General features: G+C 55.1%; 21 protein-coding genes and 5 tRNA genes. 18 read left to right on the plus strand and 8 right to left on the minus strand.

Going from position 1 to position 24,039, the window contains the following annotated elements; genetic code table 11:
* Positions 1-17: 17 nt before the first annotated feature.
* The 5 genes from L383_RS04600 to L383_RS04580 all read right to left on the minus strand — a co-directional run bounded on the left by L383_RS04600 (position 18) and on the right by L383_RS04580 (position 5,034).
* The gene (locus L383_RS04600; protein WP_023331751.1) at positions 18-1,298 is read right to left on the minus strand and encodes an MFS transporter; all 1,281 of its coding nucleotides are present in this window, start codon (positions 1,296-1,298) and stop codon (positions 18-20) included.
* A 117-nt stretch (positions 1,299-1,415) separates the two neighbouring features.
* Positions 1,416-2,354, minus strand: coding sequence for a sugar kinase (locus tag L383_RS04595; protein WP_023331752.1), 939 nt, complete (start codon positions 2,352-2,354; stop codon positions 1,416-1,418).
* A 3-nt stretch (positions 2,355-2,357) separates the two neighbouring features.
* Positions 2,358-3,107 (minus strand): sugar phosphate isomerase/epimerase family protein, encoded by a 750-nt coding sequence (locus L383_RS04590; protein WP_032629647.1) that lies wholly within the window; start codon positions 3,105-3,107, stop codon positions 2,358-2,360.
* Between the two features lie 103 nt (positions 3,108-3,210).
* Positions 3,211-4,227 carry a LacI family DNA-binding transcriptional regulator gene (locus L383_RS04585; protein WP_014882049.1) on the minus strand — a complete coding sequence of 339 codons (1,017 nt, stop codon included), beginning with the start codon at positions 4,225-4,227 and terminating at the stop codon, positions 3,211-3,213.
* Positions 4,228-4,371: 144 nt separating this feature from the next.
* On the minus strand, positions 4,372-5,034 hold the full coding sequence (locus L383_RS04580; RefSeq protein ID WP_010426241.1) for an OmpA family lipoprotein: 663 nt from the start codon (positions 5,032-5,034) through the stop codon (positions 4,372-4,374).
* Between the two features lie 212 nt (positions 5,035-5,246).
* Between L383_RS04580 and L383_RS04575 the strand changes: the two genes are divergently transcribed.
* A complete protein-coding gene (locus L383_RS04575) occupies positions 5,247-7,526 on the plus strand; it encodes a molybdopterin guanine dinucleotide-containing S/N-oxide reductase (protein WP_050582653.1) in 2,280 nt (759 codons plus the stop codon).
* On the opposite strand, the gene L383_RS04570 is transcribed toward L383_RS04575, so the two are convergent.
* Positions 7,489-7,935 (minus strand): N-acetyltransferase, encoded by a 447-nt coding sequence (locus L383_RS04570; RefSeq protein WP_014882051.1) that lies wholly within the window; start codon positions 7,933-7,935, stop codon positions 7,489-7,491. The genes L383_RS04575 and L383_RS04570 overlap by 38 nt on opposite strands.
* Entirely contained in the window at positions 7,913-8,494 is a 582-nt protein-coding gene (tag, locus tag L383_RS04565; protein ID WP_023331755.1) for a DNA-3-methyladenine glycosylase I, read from the minus strand. Before tag ends, L383_RS04570 begins: the two co-directional genes overlap by 23 nt.
* Before the next feature lie 162 nt (positions 8,495-8,656).
* Here tag and L383_RS04560 point away from each other — a divergent pair, with 162 nt between their 5' ends.
* From L383_RS04560 to dppF, 9 genes are all read left to right on the plus strand, one after another.
* Positions 8,657-9,355 (plus strand): autotransporter domain-containing protein, encoded by a 699-nt coding sequence (locus tag L383_RS04560; RefSeq protein ID WP_023331756.1) that lies wholly within the window; start codon positions 8,657-8,659, stop codon positions 9,353-9,355.
* A gap of 238 nt (positions 9,356-9,593) precedes the next feature.
* Positions 9,594-10,796 (plus strand): L-lactate MFS transporter, encoded by a 1,203-nt coding sequence (locus tag L383_RS04555; protein WP_014882054.1) that lies wholly within the window; start codon positions 9,594-9,596, stop codon positions 10,794-10,796.
* 236 nt (positions 10,797-11,032) lie between these two features.
* The gene (eptB, locus tag L383_RS04550; RefSeq protein WP_014882055.1) at positions 11,033-12,727 is read left to right on the plus strand and encodes a kdo(2)-lipid A phosphoethanolamine 7''-transferase; all 1,695 of its coding nucleotides are present in this window, start codon (positions 11,033-11,035) and stop codon (positions 12,725-12,727) included.
* Between the two features lie 91 nt (positions 12,728-12,818).
* Positions 12,819-12,895: transfer RNA gene (locus L383_RS04545), tRNA-Pro, on the plus strand.
* 620 nt (positions 12,896-13,515) lie between these two features.
* The gene (gene dppA, locus L383_RS04540; RefSeq protein WP_014882056.1) at positions 13,516-15,123 is read left to right on the plus strand and encodes a dipeptide ABC transporter periplasmic-binding protein DppA; all 1,608 of its coding nucleotides are present in this window, start codon (positions 13,516-13,518) and stop codon (positions 15,121-15,123) included.
* A gap of 177 nt (positions 15,124-15,300) precedes the next feature.
* The gene (gene dppB, locus L383_RS04535) at positions 15,301-16,320 is read left to right on the plus strand and encodes a dipeptide ABC transporter permease DppB (protein ID WP_014882057.1); all 1,020 of its coding nucleotides are present in this window, start codon (positions 15,301-15,303) and stop codon (positions 16,318-16,320) included.
* A gap of 9 nt (positions 16,321-16,329) precedes the next feature.
* Entirely contained in the window at positions 16,330-17,232 is a 903-nt protein-coding gene (dppC, locus tag L383_RS04530) for a dipeptide ABC transporter permease DppC (RefSeq protein ID WP_014882058.1), read from the plus strand.
* A gap of 10 nt (positions 17,233-17,242) precedes the next feature.
* Positions 17,243-18,226 (plus strand): dipeptide ABC transporter ATP-binding protein, encoded by a 984-nt coding sequence (gene dppD, locus L383_RS04525; RefSeq protein WP_023331758.1) that lies wholly within the window; start codon positions 17,243-17,245, stop codon positions 18,224-18,226.
* Positions 18,223-19,236: a dipeptide ABC transporter ATP-binding subunit DppF gene (gene dppF, locus L383_RS04520; RefSeq protein WP_023331759.1), complete on the plus strand. Its 1,014-nt coding sequence runs from the start codon at positions 18,223-18,225 to the stop codon at positions 19,234-19,236. The genes dppD and dppF overlap by 4 nt, the downstream gene beginning before the upstream one ends.
* Before the next feature lie 42 nt (positions 19,237-19,278).
* On the opposite strand, the gene coaA is transcribed toward dppF, so the two are convergent.
* The gene (gene coaA / locus L383_RS04515) at positions 19,279-20,229 is read right to left on the minus strand and encodes a type I pantothenate kinase (protein ID WP_014882061.1); all 951 of its coding nucleotides are present in this window, start codon (positions 20,227-20,229) and stop codon (positions 19,279-19,281) included.
* A gap of 317 nt (positions 20,230-20,546) precedes the next feature.
* Between coaA and L383_RS04510 the strand changes: the two genes are divergently transcribed.
* From L383_RS04510 to rplK, 8 genes are all read left to right on the plus strand, one after another.
* Positions 20,547-20,622 (plus strand) — tRNA-Thr (locus L383_RS04510).
* A gap of 8 nt (positions 20,623-20,630) precedes the next feature.
* A tRNA-Tyr gene (locus L383_RS04505) sits at positions 20,631-20,715 on the plus strand.
* A gap of 117 nt (positions 20,716-20,832) precedes the next feature.
* A tRNA-Gly gene (locus L383_RS04500) sits at positions 20,833-20,907 on the plus strand.
* A gap of 6 nt (positions 20,908-20,913) precedes the next feature.
* Positions 20,914-20,989: transfer RNA gene (locus L383_RS04495), tRNA-Thr, on the plus strand.
* Between the two features lie 118 nt (positions 20,990-21,107).
* Positions 21,108-22,292: an elongation factor Tu gene (gene tuf, locus L383_RS04490; RefSeq protein WP_014168151.1), complete on the plus strand. Its 1,185-nt coding sequence runs from the start codon at positions 21,108-21,110 to the stop codon at positions 22,290-22,292.
* A 229-nt stretch (positions 22,293-22,521) separates the two neighbouring features.
* Positions 22,522-22,905, plus strand: a complete 384-nt coding sequence (gene secE / locus L383_RS04485) for a preprotein translocase subunit SecE (protein ID WP_013094999.1) — start codon at positions 22,522-22,524, stop codon at positions 22,903-22,905.
* Position 22,906: 1 nt separating this feature from the next.
* Positions 22,907-23,452, plus strand: a complete 546-nt coding sequence (gene nusG, locus L383_RS04480; protein WP_003862341.1) for a transcription termination/antitermination protein NusG — start codon at positions 22,907-22,909, stop codon at positions 23,450-23,452.
* Between the two features lie 156 nt (positions 23,453-23,608).
* Complete coding sequence (rplK, locus tag L383_RS04475; RefSeq protein ID WP_008503452.1) at positions 23,609-24,037, plus strand: 50S ribosomal protein L11; 429 nt, start codon at positions 23,609-23,611, stop codon at positions 24,035-24,037.
* The last annotated feature ends 2 nt before the right edge of the window (positions 24,038-24,039 follow it).

The raw sequence follows: 24,039 nt of genomic DNA on the forward strand, positions 1-24,039 counted from the left end.
CGTTGATTTTTAAGGATTCAGGCGTGGCGTGCGCCGACGGGGTGCTGTTGATTATTAGCAGGCTTAACAATCAGAGTAAGCCACACGGAGGCAAAAAGCGCCACCCCCATAAAGATGTACGATGCGGATGGGCTGCCGGTGGCTCCGTTCAGGTAACCAACAAACCAGGAGCCGCAGAACGAACCCAGCGCGCCCATGCTGTTAATTAATGCCATGGCACCGCCCGCCACGTTACGCGGCAGCATCTCCGGGATGATGGCAAAGAATGGACCGTACGGGGCGTACATGGCGGCACCGGCAATGACCAACAGGGTATAAGAGGCCCAGAAGTGATTCGCGCCCACGGCCCAGGAGCCGATGAAGGCAAAAGCAGCAATCAGCAGCAGCGGCCAGACGAACACCTTACGGTTTTGCAGCTTATCCGACGCCCAGGAGGCGACGATCATGGCGATGGTCGCAGCCAGATACGGTACGGACGAGAGCCAGCCCACTTCAACCATGCCGAGATTCTCACCGCCGCTGCGGATGATCGACGGCAGCCACAGCACAAAACCGTACACGCCGATACTCCAGGTAAAATACTGCGCGCAGAGCAGGATCACGTTACGGGAGCGGAAGGCTTCACCGTAGTTACGTACCGCCTTCAGACCCTGCTGCTCTTTATCCAGCTGCGCCTGGAGCGCCGCTTTTTCATCTTCGGAAAGCCATTTCGCCTGGGCAGGTTTATCTTTCACCAGCACCCACCAGCAGAATGCCCAAATCACTGCCGGAACCCCTTCGATGATGAACATCTCGCGCCAGCCGAAGGACTGGATCAGGTAGCCGGAGACCACCGACATCCACAGTACGGTGACCGGGTTACCGAGGATCAGGAAAGTATTCGCGCGTGAGCGTTCAGATTTGGTAAACCAGTTGCTGATGTAAATCAGCATCGCGGGCATGACCGCCGCCTCAACGACGCCAAGGATAAAGCGAATGGCGGCCAGGGCAGGAATATTGTTCACCACGCCGGTAAGTGACGCACAGGCGCCCCACAGGATCAGACAGATGAAGATCAGCTTACGCACGCTGCGGCGTTCGGCGTAAATAGCACCGGGGATCTGGAAGAAGAAATACCCCAGGAAGAAGAGGGCGCCCAACAGGGATGAGACGCCCTTAGTGATCCCGAGGTCTTCGGTGATCCCCGCCGCGGATGCGAAACTGAAGTTGGCACGATCAAGGTACGCCAGGCTGTACGTGATAAACACGATTGGCATGATGTACCACCAGCGTTTTACTGCATTGGTCGAACTGTTCATAGGCTTGCCTCTGTTGTTGAGGTTGTTACCGCCGTTGCCTGTAGGGTACACGGTGGTTTAATTATTGGGTGCGGCCTGTTGCCCTCACCCTGGCCCTCTCCCACGGGGAGAGGGAATTTACATGCCGAGCTGTGCTCGTGTCGGTAATCCTTCGCTGTCGCCCTGCACCTGAATGGCCAGTGAGCCAATCTTGTTGCCTCGTGCAACCGCCTGCTGCAGCGGTTTGCCTTCCAGCAGCGCGCTAATGACGCCCACGGCAAAGCCATCGCCCGCGCCGACGGTGTCGACGACGTTCTCGACCTTCACCGCCGCGACCGCGCCTTGCTCGCCTTCGGCTGTTTTAAACCATGCGCCATCGGCGCCGGTTTTCAGCACCACCGCTTTTACCCCTTTATTCAGGTAGAAGTCAGCAATGCCTTCCAGTGTATTTTCGCCGGTCAGGATCATCCCTTCTTTCAGGCCCGGCAGAACCCAGTCCGCCCTGAATGCCAGCCGGTTAAGCTTCTCGATCATTTCCGCTTCGCTTTTCCACAGCACCGGGCGCAAATTTGGATCGAAGGAGATCGTTTTGCCCAGCGACTTCATGGTCGTTGCCGCATGATCCAGCAGCGAATACGAGCTGGCAGAGAGTGCCGCCGCCACGCCGCTCAGGTGCAAATGGCGCGCGGAGGCAAAATAATCGGCGTGGTAATCTTCTACGGAGAGATGGCTGGCGGCCGACCCTTTACGGAAATACTCCACGATGGGATCGGTTCCATTTTCAACTTTAGACTTAAGCTGAAAGCCGGTGGGGAAGCGTCCGTCGAGCGTGACGCCTGCGGCATCAATCCCCTCTTTTTTCAGCGAATCGAGAACGAAGTGGCCAAAGCTGTCATCGCCCACGCGGCTGACCCAGCCGACGTTCAGGCCCAGACGCGCCAGGCCGGTTGCGACGTTCAGCTCTGCGCCCGCCACGCGTTTGATAAAGTGCTCTACCGCGCTCAGCTCGCCCGTTTCGGTGGCGACAAACATTGCCATGGCTTCGCCAATCGTGATGACATCCAGCGTCTTGTGCATGATTTACTCCTCGCGCAGCAGGTTGACGTAATGGCGGGTAACGGCGGTTAAATCCACCCCTTCCAGCGGGAACTCGATACCGCGCGGGGCATCGGCAGGCAGCTGGCCAAGCAGATCCAGCCAGCGGGAATCGGCACCGTCCGGCGCGACGGCGCGAAAGTTATCTTTATGCGGAACGGCGGCTTTAACGTGGATATAGCTCACGGCAGGCGCCAGATGACGCGCGGCCTCTTCCGGGGAGTCACCGACCCACAGCCAGTTGCCCATGTCAAAAGTCAGCGTGACGGGAAGCGCCCTTTCGCGACAGGCGGCCTGAAAGCGTTGCATCGGTGCAAGCTGGCCGCAGTCGGTCTGATCGTTTTCCACAACCAGCGCTATACCGCTGGTATTGAGCAGAGTACGTAAGGCATCGAGAGGCTGCGTGTCGCTAAAATGGCCCAGGGAAACCTTCAGCCACAGCGCGTTCAGGGTGCTGGCTTCTGAGAGATACCGCGGCAGGTCCGGGTTGAGGGTGCCATCGGGCATAAACAGGGCGGCAGGTGCTGAGTAACACGCCAGCAGGCCCAGAAGCTCAATGGACTCACCGAGCGCAGGCAGCGCCAGTAACTCTTCGCTATTGAACAGCTCGCGGCGGATCTCCACGCCGTCGGCGCCTGCACCCGCAATAACGGGAAGCATCGCCCGCTGACCGCCCGCCTGTCGCACCTGCTCCGCGCCATACGCGGCGGTGACCACCATGATTTTCCTGCCCATCTTCGGACTCCATCGCAACATATCAATACTATTACGCTAGATGGAACCGGTTCCAAAGAAAAGCTCAGGATGTCGAATTTATGATCGCTATCACAAGGGGAAATTAACGTGCGGTGGAGCCGCGGACGATCAGCTCGCCGGAGAAGACCTGCTCGCGTACGGCCTCACTGGTGCCTTCAATACGACGAACCACTTGTTCTACAGCAGCATAGCCAATCTGCCAGGTGGGCTGTTTGAGGGTGGTAATGCCGACGCCAGCCAGCTCCGCCCACTCCAGTTCATCAAACCCCAGCAGACCGATATCGCTGCCCCAGTGCAGGCCAATACGCTTGAGTGAGCGGGCAACCTGCAGGGTTAGTGCCCCGTTGGCGGAGATAACGGCTTTGCGCATCCCGCGATGGCGCGTGTGGAACTGGCGTAGGGTATTGTCGAGCTGATCGGCTTCGTGAAGCGGGGTTTCGGCATTTTCGGCGATCACGCCGGGATAACGCGCCAGCGTGGCACGAAATGCAGCCAGCCGATCGCGTCGGGTATTTACCATGCCCAGCGGTTCGCTCAGAAAGAGAATCGCCTCGAAACCTTGTTCAATCAGATGCTCGGTCGCGGTCGTGGCGGCCTGGGTGTTATCCAGCCCGACCACATCGCAGGCGAATTCCGGGATTTTACGGTCGATGAGGACCATGGGCAGGGAGGATTGCTGCAGACGGTTCAGCCCCTCTTCACGCATGCCCACCGCGTTGACCACAATCCCTTCCACCTGGTAGCTGCGCAGCAGATCGAGATAGTGCAACTCCTGGTCGACCTCATTGTTGGTATTACAGACCAGAGGCGTAAAACCTTTTTCGCGGCAGGCGGCTTCGATACCGCTGAGCACGTTTACAGAGTAGGGGTTAGTGATATCCGCGATGATAAGTCCGATAAGGCGGGTGCGGCCACGTTTGAGCCCGCGGGCCATCAGGCTGGGGCGGTAGTCGAGATCGGCAATAGCCTGTTCAATACGCGCCAGCAATGCATCGGACAATAGATGTTTCTCGCCGTTAAGGTAGCGCGAAATGCTGGTTTTACCGGTTCTGGCGGCTTTCGCCACGTCGCTGATGGTGGCCCGGGCTGGTTTGCTCATCGCTGATTTCCCTGAATTTAGTGAGAATACCTTAACGGGAAAATCGGACGAATCAAGTAATTTGCCCGGTGGCGCTGCGCTTACCTGGGGTGCGGTCTGGTGCCCTCACCCCAACCCTCTCCCACGGGAGAGGGAGAAATGCGATTACTGAATTGGACTCAACGTAATCTCTACGCGACGGTTCTGCGCTTTACCTTCCGCCGTGCTGTTGCTGGCGATAGGGTTGGCAGGGCCCATGCCGCTGGTGCGGATGCGGTTCGCTTCCACACCCTGGGCGATCAGCGAGCTGGCAACGGAATCCGCGCGCTGCTGTGACAGACGCATGTTCAGATCCTGGCTGCCGGTGCTGTCGGTGTAGCCAATCACGTTCACGGCGGTCTTGTTGTACTCTTTCAGCACCATCGCCACGCCGGTCAGCGTGTTCGCACCCGCTGGTTTCAGCGTTGCGCTGCTGCTATCAAAGGTCACGTTGTTAGGCATGTTCAGAATGATGTTATCGCCGCTGCGCGTCACGCTTACGCCGGTTCCCTTCATTTTGTCACGCAGTTTTGCTTCCTGCACGTCCATGTAATAGCCGACGCCGCCGCCCAGTGCTGCCCCCGCCGCTGCGCCAATCAGCGCGCCTTTACCGCGGTCTTTCTTGGAGGAGGAGAGTGCCCCAACGCCTGCACCTACCAGTGAGCCGATACCTGCGCCGATGCCGGATTTACCCGCTTCGCGCTCACCGGTGTAAGGGTTGGTTGTGCAGCCAGAAACAGCCAGTGCACCGCTCACCAGAGCGGCAATAACGAGTACGCGTTTTTTCATCTTCTTTCCTTAATCCTTTTTATTCTTTGCCACGGCGTGCGTGGCAGTTGATTATGACGTCCAGATACGGAGAAAATTCCGGGTATAACTCTGAAATTTGTGACAAACCATAAACGGCCTCAGCAAGAAGGCCGTAAAACCTGCACGCAACCAGGAGCGCACGCTTGAGCACCTCAACGAAAACCATTCTGACCGCCGCCCACTGGGGGCCGATGCTGGTCGAAACCGATGGCGAAAATGTTTTGTCGTCCCGCGGGGCACTGCCAACACAACATCCCAACTCTTTACAGACCGTCGTTCGCGATCAGGTGCATAGCAAAACGCGCGTGCGCTGGCCGATGGTGCGTAAAGGTTTTCTGGCTTCGCCGGACAAACCGCAGGGTATTCGCGGCCAGGATGAGTTTGTTCGCGTGAGCTGGGATGACGCGCTGGCGTTGATCCACGCCCAGCATAAGCGCATCCGCGAACGTTACGGCCCATCGTCCATTTTTGCCGGATCTTACGGCTGGCGTTCGAACGGCGTGCTGCATAAGGCGTCGACGCTGCTGCAGCGTTACATGAGCCTGGCGGGCGGTTATACCGGACATCTGGGAGATTATTCCACTGGCGCTGCGCAGGCGATCATGCCGTACGTGGTCGGCGGCAACGAAGTTTACCAGCAGCAGACCAGTTGGCCGCTGGTGCTGGCGCATACCGATGTGGTGGTGCTCTGGAGTGCCAACCCGCTTAACACGTTGAAAATTGCCTGGAATGCCAGTGACGAGCAGGGCATTGGCTATTTCGACGCGCTGCGCAAAAGCGGCAAGCGCATCATCTGCATTGACCCGATGCGCTCTGAAACTATGGATTTCTTCGGCGACAGAGCCGAGTGGATTGCGCCGCATATGGGCACCGACGTGGCAATGATGCTGGGTATCGCCCATACGCTGGTGGAGAACGACTGGCACGACAGTGACTTCCTCACCCGCTGCACCTCCGGCTTTGACCAATTTGCCGACTATCTCACGGGGCAATCCGACGGGGTGGCTAAAACCGCAGAATGGGCGGCAGGAATTTGTGGTGTTTCTGCTGACAAAATTCGCGAACTGGCCGCGTTATTCCATGACAACACCACGATGTTAATGTCCGGCTGGGGGATGCAGCGCCAGCAGTTTGGCGAGCAGAAGCACTGGATGCTGGTCACGCTTGCCGCCATGCTCGGGCAGATCGGTACGCCGGGCGGCGGTTTTGGTCTCTCCTATCATTTTGCCAACGGCGGAAACCCAACGCGCAAAGCGGCGGTGCTGGCTTCTCTGCAAGGTTCGGTGGCAGGCGGCGTGGATGCCGTGGATAAAATCCCGGTGGCGCGAATCATTGAAGCCCTGGAAAACCCGGGCGGTTTTTATCAGCACAACGGTCTGGACCGCCATTTCCCGGATATTAAATTTATCTGGTGGGCGGGCGGGGCGAACTTCACGCACCATCAGGATACCAATCGCCTGATCCGCGCCTGGCAAAAGCCGGAGTTGGTGGTGATTTCCGAGTGCTTCTGGACCGCTTCGGCCAAACATGCGGATATTGTGCTGCCGGCGACCACGTCGTTTGAGCGTAACGATCTCACCATGACCGGCGATTACAGCAACCAGCATATGGTACCGATGAAGCGCGTTGTGGCGCCGCGCGATGAAGCACGTGATGATTTTGACGTGTTTGCTGAACTGAGCGAGCGGTGGGAAGCGGGCGGTCGCGAACGTTTTACCGAAGGGAAAACGGATCTGCAATGGCTGGAGACGTTTTACCAGATCGCCGGGCAGCGCGGTGCGGCGCAGGGCATAACGCTGCCGCCATTTTCTGCGTTCTGGGAAGCGAACCAGTTGATCGAAATGCCGGAAAGCGAACAGAACGCGCAGTTCGTCCGTTTCGCTGATTTCCGCCGCGACCCGGAGAACCATCCGCTGAAAACCGAGAGCGGCAAGATTGTGATCTACAGCGAGCGCATCGCCAGCTTTGGCTATGCCGATTGCCCGCCACACCCTTCCTGGCTGGAGCCGGACGAGTGGCACGGCAACGCCCAGCCGGAGCAGCTGCAGGTGTTATCTGCTCATCCCGCACATCGTCTGCACAGCCAGCTTAACTACTCCTCACTGCGTGAGCAGTATGCGGTCGCCGGGCGAGAGCCGATCACGCTGAATACCCATGACGCAAAAGCCCGCGGGATTGCGGACGGCGATGTGGTGCGCGTCTGGAATCATCGTGGTCAGGTGCTGGCAGGGGCGGTGGTCAGCGACGGGATTAAACCGGGCGTGATCTGTATTCACCAGGGCGCATGGCCCGATCTTGAGCCTGCCGAGGGGGGGATCTGTAAAAACGGGGCGGTTAACGTGCTGACCAAAGATCTCCCCAGCTCGAAGCTGGGGAACGGTTGTGCAGGGAATACGGCGCTGGCCTGGGCCGAGAAATACCAGGGGCCTGAGCTTACCTTAACGGCGTTTGATCCGCCTGCCAGCTCATAATCCAGGTCGGGTGCTGGGTATCGTCCTGCCAGGCGCTGTCTTCGATGCGAAAGCCCTGTGCATGATAGAAATTCACCGCCCGGACGTTTTTCTGATAGACCTCCAGGCTTAAATGCGGGAAGCGCTGTTGAACATGGTTCAGCAGCGCGCCTCCAATACCTTGCCCGATATACGTTGGCCTGACGAACAGCGCCCCCACAAACTGCGACTGTATAATGCTAATAAAACCACGCAGCGTACCGTCCTCTTCCCACACCCAGGTTTCCGCTGCAGGGAGGTAGACCTCCCGCACCATGGCTTCGTTCTCCTTCCAGTAGCTTGCGCTGATGAACGGGTGCGCTTCGGTGGTGCTTTCAAGCCACAGGCTCAGGAGCGGATCGGCATTGTCACTTTGCCACTTGCGGATCATGTTGCCTCCCCGGATGACAGAAGCAGCCGGTAACATGGTCATTGACCAGGCCACAGGCCTGCATAAAGGCGTAGCAGATGGTGGAGCCGACAAACTTAAAGCCGCGCTTTTTGAGGGCCTTAGAGAGCGCGTCCGACTCCGGCGTGGAGGCCGGGATCTCCGCCAGCGAGGTGGCCTGAGTGAGCTGCGGCGTGTTATTCACAAACGACCAGACAAACGCAGAGAAGGGCTCGCCGTTTTGCTCCATCGCCAGGTAAGCGCGGGCATTGCCGATGATGGCCTGGATCTTACCGCGATGGCGGATGATGCCAGCATCCTGCACCAGGCGTTCTACGTCTTCATCGGTCATGGCGGCGACGGCGGCGGGGTCGAACTGGTGGAAGGCGTTGCGGTAGTTTTCACGTTTCTTCAGTACCGTTATCCATGACAATCCCGCCTGCTGTCCCTCAAGGCAGATCATCTCAAAGAGTTTTCTGCCCTCCGTCTCCGGCACGCCCCATTCCCGATCGTGATAGTCGATATAAAGCTGATCCTGGCTTACCCAACCGCAACGTTCCATCCGTTATCTCCCTTACTGATGCTGATTTCGCAAAATTTTCATTCCGTCTGTCTTGACGTGCCTGGTATAAAGACAATAGTTAATACAGGGCTATATGCCCGCTAAACGCTTCCTGAATAACGACAAATATCGCCGAACTCGGCTCTCTCTGGGGTCGCTTTGATGATGATAAAAAAAATCAGTGGTCGCCATGCTGTTTCTGGCCTGGTGGGGATTTCAGCCTGCCTGTTGTTTTGTCATACAGCGTCTGCCTGGCAACAGGAATATATCGTTTCAGACGCCCAAAATAATACGGCGGAACGCTATACATGGGACGCGGATCACCAACCGCGTTATGAAGATATTCTTGCTGAGCGTATTCAGTCTTCGCAAAATTTGCCTGGGCTTGCCCTGGCTGTACCTTCAGGCGCCACCACGGACGCGGCGATGAGCCTGGGCTGGAATTTTCCGGTTTCAGCGCGGATAACCACCGGTCCGGTGATGTCCTGGCGGTATGACGGCTCGACGCCGATGATGATCAATGAGTTTGGCGATAGCGCGACGACGCAGACGCTCGCCGATCCGCTCTGGCATGCCAGCGTGAGCACGCTAGGCTGGCGCGTAAATACTCAGTACGGCGATCTTCGTCCCTGGGCGCAGGTGAGCTATAACCAGCAGTTTGGTGAAAACCAGTGGAAATCGCAGTTTGGCATGCCGCAAACGCCGGCCCCTGCTCAAAACGGTAGCTGGATGGATGTCACTGTTGGAACGGATATGCCTTTTAATACGCACATGGCGGCGTATGCGTCGCTGGCTCAGGGGGAACGCACCACGACGGGTGAAGAGTTTCTCTATACCCTGGGGGTGAGTGCGAATTTTTAATGTTGTTACTTTTTTAAACGTAGCGATAACATCTCGGAAACAATAACCACGGGCTTTACAGCGATAGCAGGTACTAACCTGCTGTCGCTTTGTTCCCCGGCAAGGTCATTCATTCCCGATTCCAGGCATTTCATTCCGTTCCTCCTGCATTTCATGCCGTTTTACCCCATCACCGCTAGGGTTTTGTTTATCGTTGTCCTCAGCGAATTCTTCTAATTTCTGTTGCAGGACAACGGCCATGAACACATCAACTTATAACCGTACGCGCTGGCTCACGCTCTTTGGCACCATCGTCACCCAGTTCGCGCTGGGATCGGTCTATACCTGGAGTCTGTTTAACAGTGCGCTTTCCGACAAACTTGGCGCACCGGTCAGCCAGGTGGCGTTTTCTTTTGGTCTGCTGAGTCTTGGGCTGGCGATCTCGTCTTCCGTCGCGGGCAAGCTGCAGGAGCGTTTTGGCGTGAAGCGCGTGACCATGGCGTCCGGCATTTTGCTCGGTCTGGGCTTCTTCCTGACGGCGCATTCCAGCAACCTGATGATGCTGTGGCTGAGTGCTGGCGTCCTGGTGGGCCTGGCAGACGGTGCGGGCTATCTGCTGACGCTGTCGAACTGCGTGAAGTGGTTCCCGGAGCGTAAGGGGTTAATCTCCGCCTTTGCCATTGGTTCTTATGGCCTGGGCAGCCTCGGCTTTAAGTTTATTGATGCCCATCTTCTGGCGTCCGTTGGCCTCGAAAAGACCTTCATGATCTGGGGTGCCATCGTGCTGGTGATGATTCTGTTCGGTGCCACGCTGATGAAAGATGCCCCGCAGCAGGAAGTGAAATCCGTTAACGGCGTGGTGGAGAACGACTTTACGCTGGCGCAGTCCATGCGCAAACCGCAGTACTGGATGCTGGCGGTGATGTTCCTGACGGCCTGCATGAGCGGTCTGTACGTCATTGGCGTGGCGAAAGATATCGCCCAGGGAATGGTGAAACTGGATGCGGCAACCGCGGCGAATGCGGTGACGGTTATTTCCATCGCCAACCTGTCTGGTCGCCTGGTGCTGGGGATCTTGTCCGACAAGATTGCCCGTATCCGCGTCATTACGATAGGGCAGGTGGTCTCTCTGGTGGGGATGGCGGCGTTACTGTTCGCCCCGCTGAATGAAGCGACATTCTTTGCAGCAATTGCCTGCGTGGCCTTTAACTTTGGCGGCACCATTACCGTCTTCCCGTCGCTGGTAAGCGAGTTCTTTGGGCTGAATAACCTGGCGAAAAACTACGGGGTTATCTATCTCGGCTTTGGGATCGGCAGTATCTGCGGCTCGCTGATTGCCTCGCTGTTCGGCGGGTTCTACGTGACCTTCTGCGTGATATTTGCTTTGCTGATTATTTCGCTGGCACTGTCCACGACGATTCGTCAGCCGCAGCGTGAAGTCTATAAAGAAGCGCATGCCTGATTTAATGAAGAGAGGCCGCAGGGCCTCTTTTTTATCTCTGCATTGCTTTCGGACTTGTTATTTTGTAAAAATCTTCATCGATCACATTCTCTGCTGCCACTTTTCTTTCCCGCTGTGGTCTACTTATCGCGCTTGTGGACCTTTCTGATAACGGTTTCTCTCGCACCAACTTACTCTGTCTGCTTTCTCGATGAGATTCGGCGGGTCTTTATACCCCTTCCCCCAGGGTTGTTTGCATGAAATATATTAGGTCTCTTACCCAGCAACGATTGTGTCTGATGCTGGCTGTCTATATCGGTTTGTTTCTGAATGGCGCGGTGCTGTTCAGAAGAGTGGAAGGTTATTTTGAACACCTCACCGTAAGAAATGGAATTTTTGCCGCGATTGAAGTGTTTGGTTCCGTTCTGGCAACCTTCTTCCTGTTACGCCTGCTCTCACTTTTTGGCCGACGTACCTGGCAAATTCTGGCCTCGCTGGTGGTGATTATCTCTGCCGCCGCAAGCTATTACATGACGTTCATGAACGTCGTCATCGGGTACGGTATCGTGGCGTCGGTGATGACCACGGATATCGATCTTTCAAAAGAGGTGGTCGGTAAAGGCTTTATCGTCTGGACGGTGTTAACCTGCCTGATCCCGCTCTTCTTTATCTGGAGTAATACCTGCCGCTATACCTTATTACGCCAGTTGCGTACGCGCGGACAGCGGGTACGCAATATCGTTGTCGTTTTGCTGGCCGGACTGCTGGTATGGGCGCCTATTCGCTTAATGGAAAAACAGCAAAAACGAATTGAAAAAGCGACGGGCGTTGATATGCCAAGCTACGGTGGTGTAGTGGCTAACTCTTATCTGCCGTCTAACTGGCTCTCGGCATTAGGTCTTTATGCCTGGGCACAGGCGGACGAATCGAGTGATGTGAAATCGCTGATTAACCCGACAAAAAAATTCACCTATCAGGCACCTGCTGACGGACTGGATGATACTTACGTCGTGTTTGTTATCGGTGAAACAACACGCTGGGATCATATGGGTATTCTCGGTTACGACCGTGATACCACACCAAAACTGGCTCAGGAAAAGAACCTGGTGGCCTATCGCGGCTACTCTTGCGATACCGCGACGAAGCTCTCATTGCGCTGTATGTTTGTGCGTGAAGGCGGTGCGAGTGATAACCCACAACGCACGCTGAAAGAGCAAAACGTGTTTGCTGTGCTGAAGCAGCTTGGTTTTAGCTCCGATCTCTTCGCTATGCAAAGTGAGATGTGGTTCTACACCAATACGCTGGCGGATAACATCGCGTACCGTGAGCAGATTGGCGCCGAGCCCCGCAACCGCGGTAAAAACGTCGACGATATGCTGCTGCTTGAGGAGATGTCTGAGTCTCTGAAGAATCATCCGCAGGGCAAACATCTCGTCATTCTGCATACAAAAGGGTCACATTACAGCTATTACCAACGTTACACGCGCGACTTTGCAAAGTGGCAACCTGAGTGCGTCGGTATTAATAAAGACTGCAGCAAGCAGGAACTGATCAATGCCTACGATAACTCGGTACTGTATGTTGATACCTTCCTGAGCCGCGTGATTGACCAGCTGCGCGACAAGAAAGCGATTGTTATCTATGCGGCAGATCACGGTGAATCCATCAATGAGAAAGAGCATTTGCACGGTACACCGCGCAAGCTGGCACCGCCGGAGCAGTTCCGCGTGCCGATGATTATGTGGATGTCGGATAAGTATCTGGAAAACCCTGACAAAGCTGCAATGTTTGCTCATCTGAAAAAAGAGGCGGAGATGAAGGTGCCACGTCGCCACGTTGAACTGTACGACACCATTATGGGTTGTCTCGGCTATACCTCACCAAATGGTGGAATTAACGAAAACAACAACTGGTGTAAACTCCCTGATAGCACCGCAAAAGCCGCGCAGTAGCTGCTCTGGCGAGAATATCGCCAGTTGAATGGCTTTTTGAAAATAAGGGATTGACGGGGGCGCACCTCAGCAGTAAGATGCGCTCCGCATTCGGCGAGTAGCGCAGCTTGGTAGCGCAACTGGTTTGGGACCAGTGGGTCGGAGGTTCGAATCCTCTCTCGCCGACCACATTCTGAAAAGGGCTAACCGCAAGGTTAGCCCTTTTTGCATTATGACCTTAGCCCGCCAGAGTCACCAAAACGCCCCTTATCCTGGCTTCTCCCTGCCTGTTAACGATTTTGTGACATAATCCATTGTATTTTTTTATATATAGATTGATCTTTTTTCGCGTTGCTTATGGATAACCTCAGCATTTTTCGCTGTGCGTTTTAACGTTCGCGGTATTTAGTGCTCAGATAATCACCATTCTGCAAGAAAATTTACCCATTCTGAATAAAAGTTAATCACTGATTGTTGCGAAATATGAAGATATTTGTGCTGCAAGATGGCGAGTAGCATAAATTTCCCTGCTGAAAACTGGCATACATAGTTTTTTTAATCTTTGTTTGCGGTTTCTCACACTCCACGTAAATCCCCGTCACCTGTATTGACGTTTTCACATTCTGTTGACAGATTGTAGGGCATGAGGGGCATTTCAGGGACGATCTGCGCTGCAACTCAAACGCTCTTCTGAAAGGATTCTCCATCCCTTTACTGCCTTCGGGCACCACCGACCGGACCGGGTAAAAAATAAATAAAGGTCTGGCGGCGTAACACAACAAAGCAAAACATCACATTGGAGCAGAATAATGAGTATTTCCTTGAAGAAGTCAGGGATGCTGAAGCTTGGTCTGAGCCTGGTGGCTATGACCGTGGCAGCAAGCGTACAGGCAAAAACCCTGGTTTACTGTTCTGAAGGCTCGCCGGAAGGCTTTAACCCACAGCTCTTTACCTCTGGCACGACGTACGACGCAAGCTCTGTACCGATCTATAACCGTCTGGTTGAATTCAAAACCGGCACCACCGAAGTGATTCCGGGTCTGGCTGAGAAGTGGGACGTCAGCGAAGACGGTAAGACCTATACCTTCCACCTGCGTCAGGGCGTGAAGTGGCAGGACAGCAAAGAATTTAAACCAACGCGTGACTTTAACGCCGACGACGTTGTGTTCTCCTTCGACCGTCAGAAAAATGCCCAGAACCCGTACCACAAAGTGTCGGGCGGCAGCTATGAGTACTTCGAAGGGATGGGGCTGCCTGACCTGATCTCAGAAGTGAAAAAAGTGGACGATAAAACCGTGCAGTTCGTGCTGACGCGTCCGGAAGCGCCATTCCTGGCTGACCTGGCCATGGACTTCGCCTCTATTCTCTCTAAAGAGTATGCGGACAACATGCTGAAAGCCGGCACGCCTGAGAAAGTGGACCTGAACCCAATCGGTACCGGCCCGTTCCAGCTGCTGCAGTACCAGAAAGATTCCCGTATTCTGTATAAAGCCTTCCCGGGCTACTGGGGCACCAAGCCGCAGATCGACCGTCTGGTCTTCTCCATCACGCCTGATGCGTCCGTGCGTTATGCAAAACTGCAGAAAAACGAATGCCAGGTGATGCCATACCCGAACCCGGCTGACATCGCGCGCATGAAGCAGGATAAGAACATTAACCTGCTGGAACAGGCGGGCCTGAACGTGGGCTACCTCTCCTTCAACACCGAGAAGAAACCGTTTGATGACGTGAAAGTGCGTCAGGCGCTGACCTACGCGGTGAACAAAGAAGCGATCATCAAAGCCGTTTACCAGGGCGCAGGCGTTGCAGCCAAGAACCTGATCCCACCAACTATGTGGGGCTATAACGATGACGTTAAAGACTACAGCTACGATCCTGAGAAAGCGAAAGCGCTGCTGAAAGAAGCGGGCCAGGATAAAGGCTTCACCGTTGAGCTGTGGGCGATGCCGGTACAGCGTCCGTACAACCCGAACGCACGCCGTATGGCGGAAATGGTTCAGGCTGACTGGGCGAAAGTTGGTGTACAGGCCAAGATCGTGACCTACGAGTGGGGCGAGTACCTGAAGCGCGCCAAAGCGGGTGAGCACCAGGCGGTGATGATGGGCTGGACCGGTGACAACGGGGATCCGGACAACTTCTTCGCTACCCTGTTCAGCTGCGCGGCGGCGAAAGACGGTTCTAACTACTCTCGCTGGTGCTACAAGCCGTTTGAAGACCTGATCCAGCCGGCGCGTGCGACCGACGATCACAACAAACGTATTGAGCTGTACAAGCAAGCGCAGGTTGTTATGCACGATCAGGCTCCGGCGCTGATTGTTGCTCACTCCACCGTGTATGAGCCAGTGCGTAAAGAAGTGAAGGGCTATGTGGTTGATCCACTGGGCAAACACCACTTCGAAAACGTATCGGTTGAATAATTAAAAGCAACGCCAGGCGGCGTTGCGCTTGCACTGGCCTACGGTATGTAGGCCGGGTAAGCGTAGCGCCACCCGGCAGCAGTGCTTTATTTCCTCTCTGAAAGGAGAGGGGATAAGATTTGTGAGCAATACAGACGTCACGCCACTGGTCGTGCGTCATCAGAGAGAATCCGGGTTATGTTGCAGTTCATCCTCCGACGTCTGGGACTTGTTATCCCGACGTTTATCGGTATCACCCTTCTCACTTTTGCCTTCGTCCATATGATCCCCGGCGACCCGGTAATGATTATGGCGGGCGAGCGTGGTATCTCCCCTGAACGTCATGCGCAGCTTCTGGCTGAACTCGGCCTCGATAAGCCGATGTGGCAGCAGTACCTCCATTATATCTGGGGCGTGTTGCACGGTGACTTAGGGATTTCGCTAAAAAGCCGTCTTCCGGTGTGGGACGAGTTCGTGCCGCGTTTTAAAGCGACACTGGAGCTTGGCGTCTGCGCCATGATTTTCGCCACTGCGGTGGGTATTCCAGTTGGGGTACTGGCTGCCGTTAAACGTGGCTCAATTTTCGACCACACCGCTGTTGGCCTGGCGCTGACCGGCTACTCCATGCCTATCTTCTGGTGGGGCATGATGCTGATTATGCTGGTTTCGGTGCAGCTTAACCTGACGCCCGTCTCCGGGCGCGTCAGCGATATGGTTTTCCTCGACGACACCAATCCGTTGACCGGCTTTATGCTGATTGATACGGCTATCTGGGGTGAAGAGGGTAACTTCATCGATGCCGTCGCGCATATGATCCTGCCAGCCATGGTGCTGGGCACCATCCCTCTGGCGGTGATTGTGCGTATGACCCGTTCCTCCATGCTGGAAGTGCTGGGCGAAGATTACATCCGTACCGCACGCGCCAAAGGGTTAACCCGTATGCGCGTCATCATCGTACATGCGCTGCGTAACGCCATGCTGCCGGTGGTGACCGTTATTGGTCTTCAGGTGGGTACGCTGCTGGCAGGGGCGATCCTGACCGAAACCATCTTCTCCTGGCCCGGCCTCGGACGCTGGCTGATTGATGCGCTGCAACGCCGTGACTATCCGGTCGTGCAGGGCGGGGTGCTGCTGGTCGCGACGATGATTATCCTCGTCAACCTGCTGGTCGATTTGCTGTACGGCGTGGTGAACCCGCGTATTCGTCATAAGAAGTAAGGGGCCATCATGTCACACGTTTCTGAAAACAAAGTGGTTGCTGCACCGGTTCCAATGACACCGCTGCAGGAGTTCTGGCACTACTTCAAGCGCAATAAAGGTGCGGTAGTAGGGCTGGTGTATGTCGCAATCATGATCCTGATTGCGGTGTTTGCGAACTTCCTCGCACCTTATAACCCTGCGGATCAGTTCCGCGATGCGCTGCTTGCACCTCCTGCGTGGCAGGATGGCGGTAGCCTGGCGCACCTGCTGGGTACCGATGATGTAGGCCGCGATGTGCTTTCGCGTCTGATGTACGGCGCGCGTCTGTCGCTGCTGGTTGGCTGCCTGGTGGTGGTGCTGTCCCTGATTATGGGGATTGTGCTTGGTCTGGTGGCGGGTTACTTCGGCGGCATCGTCGATAACATCATTATGCGTGTTGTCGACATCATGCTGGCGCTGCCAAGCCTGCTGCTGGCGCTGGTGCTGGTGGCGATCTTCGGTCCGTCTATCGGTAACGCCGCGCTGGCGTTGACCTTCGTGGCGCTTCCTCACTACGTGCGTTTAACCCGTGCGGCGGTGCTGGTGGAAGTGAACCGCGACTACGTCACCGCGTCTCGCGTGGCGGGGGCGGGGGCGATGCGCCAGATGTTCGTCAATATCTTCCCGAACTGCCTTGCGCCGTTGATTGTTCAGGCGTCGCTCGGTTTCTCAAACGCCATTCTTGATATGGCCGCTCTTGGCTTCCTGGGCATGGGTGCGCAGCCGCCAACACCGGAGTGGGGCACGATGCTCTCCGACGTGTTGCAGTTCGCACAAAGCGCCTGGTGGGTTGTCACCTTCCCGGGTCTGGCAATCCTGCTGACGGTGCTGGCATTTAACCTGATGGGTGACGGCCTGCGTGATGCGCTTGATCCCAAACTGAAGCAGTAAGAGGCACGAGATGGCGTTATTAAATGTAGATCAATTATCGGTGCACTTCGGAGACGTTGGCACTGAGTTTCGCGCCGTGGACCGCATCAGCTACAGCGTAAATCAGGGCGAAGTGGTGGGTATTGTCGGGGAATCCGGTTCCGGTAAGTCGGTGAGCTCACTGGCGATTATGGGGCTTATCGATTATCCCGGCCGCGTGATGGCGGAAAACCTGCAGTTCAATGGTCAGGATCTGAAGCGCATTTCCGAAAAACAGCGCCGCCAGCTGGTGGGCGCGGAAGTGGCGATGATTTTCCAGGACCCGATGACCAGCCTGAACCCGTGTTACACCGTCGGCTTCCAGATTATGGAAGCGATAAAGGTGCACCAGGGCGGTAATAAGAAAACCCGTCGCCAGCGCGCGATCGATCTGCTGAATCAGGTGGGTATTCCTGACCCGGCATCGCGTCTGGACGTCTACCCGCACCAGCTCTCTGGCGGGATGAGCCAGCGCGTGATGATCGCGATGGCGATTGCCTGTCGGCCAAAACTGCTGATTGCGGATGAACCGACGACGGCGCTGGACGTGACCATTCAGGCGCAAATCATCGAACTGCTGCTGGAGTTGCAGCAGCAGGAAAATATGGCGCTGGTCCTGATTACGCATGACCTGGCGCTGGTGGCCGAAGCGGCGCACAAAATCATCGTGATGTATGCAGGCCAGGTCGTCGAGACCGGAAGTTCGCACGATATCTTCCGCGCACCGCGTCACCCTTATACGCAGGCTCTGCTGCGTGCGCTGCCGGAGTTTGCCCAGGATAAAGCGCGCCTGGCGTCACTGCCGGGTGTGGTGCCGGGTAAATATGACCGTCCGCAGGGCTGTCTGCTTAACCCGCGCTGTCCGTATGCGACGGACAAATGCCGGGCGGAGGAGCCAGAGCTGAACCTGCTTGCTGACGGCCGTCAGTCGAAATGCCACTACCCACTCGATGATGCCGGGAGGCCAACACTATGAGTACGCAACAGGCCACCACGCAACAACCGCTGTTGCAGGCCATCGACCTGAAAAAACACTACCCGGTGAAGAAGGGGATTTTTGCCCCTGAGCGCCTGGTGAAAGCGCTGGACGGCGTCTCCTTTACCCTCGAACGCGGCAAAACGCTGGCGGTGGTTGGGGAGTCGGGCTGTGGTAAATCTACGCTGGGCCGTCTGTTGACGATGATTGAAGTCCCGACCGGCGGTGAACTTTATTATCAGGGGCAGGATCTGCTCAAACACGATCCTCAGGCGCAGAAGTTGCGTCGCCAGAAAATCCAGATTGTGTTCCAGAACCCGTACGGTTCTCTGAACCCGCGTAAAAAAGTGGGACAGATTCTGGAAGAGCCGCTGCTCATTAACAGTAATCTGAGCAAAGAGCAGCGCCGCGAAAAAGCGCTGGCGATGATGGCGAAGGTCGGCCTGAAAACCGAGCATTATGACCGCTACCCGCATATGTTCTCCGGCGGCCAGCGTCAGCGTATTGCCATCGCCCGCGGCCTGATGCTCGACCCGGACGTGGTGATTGCCGATGAGCCCGTCTCCGCGCTCGACGTTTCCGTGCGTGCGCAGGTGCTGAACCTGATGATGGATCTCCAGCAGGAACTGGGACTCTCTTACGTGTTCATCTCCCACGATCTGTCGGTTGTCGAACACATTGCGGATGAAGTGATGGTGATGTACCTGGGGCGCTGCGTGGAGAAGGGGAGCAAAGACCAGATCTTTACTAACCCGCGTCACCCGTATACCCAGGCCCTGCTGTCTGCGACGCCGCGTCTCAACCCGGACGATCGCCGTGAGCGTATTAAGCTGACGGGTGAGTTGCCAAGCCCGCTGAATCCGCCTCCTGGGTGTGCATTTAACGCCCGCTGCAGTCGCCGCTTTGGTCCCTGCACGCAGCTGCAGCCGCAGCTGAAGGATTATGGTGGTCAACTGGTCGCCTGTTTCGCGGTCGATCAGGATGAAAATGGCGAGAAGCCACATGCATAAAGAAAAAAACCGGCGTTAAGCCGGTTTTTTATGTCTGCGCAATTATTTCCGCAAGCGAATCTGGTCGACTGCGTGCTTCTCGCTCTTGGTGAGGATCAGACTTGCGCGTTCGCGCGTCGGCAGGATGTTCTCTTTCAGGTTCACGTAGTTGATCTCATTCCACAGCCCCGTCGCCACCTTAATGGCCTCTTCTTTTGACAGCTGCGCATAGTTATGGAAGTAAGAGTCAGGATCGGTGAACGCGCCTTCCCGGAACTTCAGGAAGCGGTTGATGTACCAGCTCTGGAGAAGATCTTCCGGCGCATCAACATATATAGAGAAATCGACGAAGTCTGAAACGAACACATGATGTGGATCATGAGGATAATCCATCCCGCTCTGCAGGACGTTTAACCCTTCCAGGATCAGGATATCCGGCTGGACCACCGTTTTATCCCCATCCGGAATACGATCGTAAATCAGGTGTGAATAGACCGGTGCCGTGACGTGAGGCACCCCGGATTTCAGGTCAGAGACAAATTTCACCAGACGGTGCATATCATAAGAGAGCGGGAAGCCCTTCTTCTTCATTAGCCCGCGTTCTTTTAATACTTCGTTCGGGTGCAGGAAGCCGTCGGTGGTAATTAACTCAACGCTGCGGTGTTCAGGCCAGCGGCTCAACAGCGCCTGCAATACGCGCGCGGTGGTGCTTTTACCCACGGCCACGCTGCCCGCAATGCTGATGATATAAGGAATGCGCTGACCGTTCGTTCCGAGGAACTGCTCCAGTACCGCCTGACGGCGCAGGTTGGAGCTGATATAGAAGTTAAGCAAGCGAGAAAGGGGGAGATAAATTTCTGCCACCTCTTCCAGGGACAGATCTTCGTTTATCCCTTTTAACCGTGCGATTTCACCTTCCGTCAGCGTCATAGGGACGGAATCACGCAGGGCAGCCCACTGGCTGCGGTTAAAGTGAAGATAAGGCGTCATTAACGTTTGCTCTTTTTTGCTCATAAGCATGCTTCAGTGAGCCAGCTCAATACTGCCGGATCGTGGCTCATCACACAGTTAATTTTGGACAATGGGCAGGAGGTTAACACCAGATGGCAGGAATAATAAGAAAAAAGATGGAAAGCGCTACGTTACGCGGAAGCCGTCACGCTACGGTGTATCCCGTGCAAACGACCCTTGCATGTTGATTATTTGACCGCGAATGACTACTTTTACAGCGCTTAGTATGCTGTTCGCATAAAATGTGAGCGAAAGAACGTTTTATGCAAATTTTTAGTTGCATGACCGCGCAGGTATCCATAGAATGCGCGCTACTTGATGCCGACTTAGCTCAGTAGGTAGAGCAACTGACTTGTAATCAGTAGGTCACCAGTTCGATTCCGGTAGTCGGCACCATCAAGTCCGGTGGGGTTCCCGAGCGGCCAAAGGGAGCAGACTGTAAATCTGCCGTCACAGACTTCGAAGGTTCGAATCCTTCCCCCACCACCACTTTCTGGCAGCGTAAATGCCGCCGGAGCTGGTTGGAAAAATTAGCCAGCTCAAACTGAAAAAGAGAGAAATCTCTTTTTTTGTTACAGAAAGAACTGGGTAGCCGAGTTTCAGGATGCGGGCATCGTATAATGGCTATTACCTCAGCCTTCCAAGCTGATGATGCGGGTTCGATTCCCGCTGCCCGCTCCAATACGTGCTGATATGGCTCAGTTGGTAGAGCGCACCCTTGGTAAGGGTGAGGTCCCCAGTTCGACTCTGGGTATCAGCACCACTTCACTTCTCCTTCCCGTTTCTCTCTGTTTCAATTTTACTGTATTCAACAATTCAGGCATTTCGCCTGGTTGATGTGGTGATATCACCGATTTATCCGTGTCTTAGAGGGACAATCGATGTCTAAAGAAAAGTTTGAACGTACAAAACCGCACGTTAACGTCGGTACTATCGGCCACGTTGACCATGGTAAAACAACGCTGACCGCTGCAATCACTACCGTTCTGGCTAAAACCTACGGTGGTTCTGCTCGTGCATTCGACCAGATCGATAACGCACCAGAAGAAAAAGCTCGTGGTATCACCATCAACACTTCTCACGTTGAATACGACACCCCGACTCGCCACTACGCACACGTAGACTGCCCAGGCCACGCCGACTATGTTAAAAACATGATCACCGGTGCTGCGCAGATGGACGGCGCGATCCTGGTTGTTGCTGCGACTGACGGCCCAATGCCTCAGACTCGTGAGCACATCCTGCTGGGTCGTCAGGTAGGCGTTCCTTACATCATCGTGTTCCTGAACAAGTGTGACATGGTTGATGACGAAGAGCTGCTGGAACTGGTAGAGATGGAAGTTCGTGAACTGCTGTCTCAGTACGATTTCCCAGGCGACGACACCCCAATCGTTCGTGGTTCCGCGCTGAAAGCGCTCGAAGGCGAAGCAGAGTGGGAAGAGAAAATCATCGAACTGGCTGGCTTCCTGGATTCTTACATCCCAGAACCAGAGCGTGCGATTGACAAGCCATTCCTGCTGCCAATCGAAGACGTATTCTCCATCTCCGGTCGTGGTACCGTTGTTACCGGTCGTGTAGAGCGCGGTATCATCAAAGTTGGTGAAGAAGTTGAAATCGTTGGTATCAAAGAGACTGCGAAGTCTACCTGTACTGGCGTTGAAATGTTCCGCAAACTGCTGGACGAAGGCCGTGCTGGTGAGAACGTTGGTGTTCTGCTGCGTGGTATCAAACGTGAAGAAATCGAACGTGGTCAGGTTCTGGCGAAGCCAGGCTCAATCAAGCCACACACCAAGTTCGAATCTGAAGTGTACATCCTGTCCAAAGACGAAGGCGGCCGTCATACTCCGTTCTTCAAAGGCTACCGTCCACAGTTCTACTTCCGTACAACTGACGTGACCGGTACCATCGAACTGCCAGAAGGCGTTGAGATGGTAATGCCAGGCGACAACATCAAGATGGTTGTGACTCTGATCCACCCAATCGCGATGGATGACGGTCTGCGTTTCGCAATCCGTGAAGGTGGCCGTACCGTTGGCGCGGGCGTGGTTGCTAAAGTTCTCGGCTAATTGCTGATAACATTTGACGCAATGCGCAATAAAAGGGCATCATTTGATGCCCTTTTTGCACGCTTTCAGATCAGAACCTGGCTCATCAGTGATTATTTTTGTCATAATCATTGCTGAGACAGGCTCTGCAGAGAGCGTATAATCCGAAAAGCGAATGAGCATTTCGATTTGGTTTGCCTCGCAATCGCGGGGTGAAAATGTTTGTAGAATACTTCTGACAGGTTGGTTTATGAGTGCGAATACCGAAGCTCAAGGGAGCGGGCGCGGCCTGGAAGCGATGAAATGGGTAGTGGTAGCCGTTCTGCTGATCGTAGCGATTGTCGGCAACTACCTTTATCGTGACATTATGCTGCCGCTACGCGCGCTTGCAGTGGTAATTCTGATTGCTGCAGCGGGTGGTGTCGCGCTGTTGACGACGAAAGGCAAAGCGACTGTCGCTTTTGCACGCGAAGCGCGTACCGAAGTCCGCAAGGTGATTTGGCCGACTCGCCAGGAAACATTGCACACCACGCTGATTGTAGCGGCGGTTACCGCTGTAATGTCACTGATCCTGTGGGGACTGGATGGTATTCTGGTTCGCCTGGTATCCTTTATCACTGGCCTGAGGTTCTGAGATGTCTGAAGCCCCTAAAAAGCGCTGGTACGTCGTTCAGGCGTTTTCCGGTTTTGAAGGCCGCGTAGCAACGTCGCTGCGTGAGCATATCAAATTACACAACATGGAAGAGTTATTTGGCGAAGTTATGGTTCCGACCGAAGAAGTGGTTGAGATCCGTGGCGGCCAGCGTCGCAAAAGCGAGCGCAAATTCTTCCCGGGTTACGTGCTGGTTCAGATGGTTATGAACGACGCGAGCTGGCACCTGGTGCGCAGCGTACCGCGCGTGATGGGCTTTATCGGCGGCACGTCTGACCGTCCGGCGCCAATCAGCGACAAAGAAGTTGATGCGATTATGAACCGCCTGCAGCAGGTGGGTGATAAGCCGCGTCCGAAAACGCTGTTTGAGCCGGGTGAAATGGTTCGTGTTAATGACGGTCCGTTTGCTGACTTTAATGGTGTGGTTGAAGAAGTGGACTACGAGAAGTCCCGCCTGAAAGTCTCCGTCTCTATCTTCGGTCGTGCGACCCCGGTAGAACTGGACTTTGCTCAGGTAGAGAAAGCCTAAGCAGCGATCAAAAAAGCGACGATTTAATCGTTGCACAAGGCGCGAGATTGGAATACAATTTCGCGCCTTTTGTTTTTATGGGTCTCGGCCCGTAAAACGAATTTTATTCACGGGGAGCCTCCCTGAGGCGCTATTACCCAATCAGAGGATTTTAGAATGGCTAAGAAAGTACAAGCCTACGTCAAGCTGCAGGTTGCAGCTGGTATGGCGAACCCAAGTCCACCAGTTGGTCCAGCTCTGGGTCAGCAGGGTGTGAACATCATGGAATTCTGTAAAGCGTTCAACGCCAAAACCGAATCCCTGGAAAAAGGTCTGCCAATCCCAGTTGTAATCACTGTTTACGCTGACCGTTCTTTCACTTTCGTTACCAAAACCCCTCCAGCAGCAGTTCTGCTGAAGAAAGCGGCGGGTATCAAGTCTGGTTCCGGTAAACCGAACAAAGACAAAGTGGGTAAAATTTCCCGCGCTCAGCTGCAGGAAATCGCGCAGACCAAAGCTGCCGACATGACTGGTGCCGACATTGAAGCGATGACTCGCTCCATCGAAGGTACTGCACGTTCCATGGGCCTGGTAGTGGAGGACTAAGA

The organism is Enterobacter sp. MGH 37 (genome assembly GCF_000534515.1).
GTDB classification, from domain to species: Bacteria; Pseudomonadota; Gammaproteobacteria; order Enterobacterales; family Enterobacteriaceae; genus Enterobacter; species Enterobacter kobei.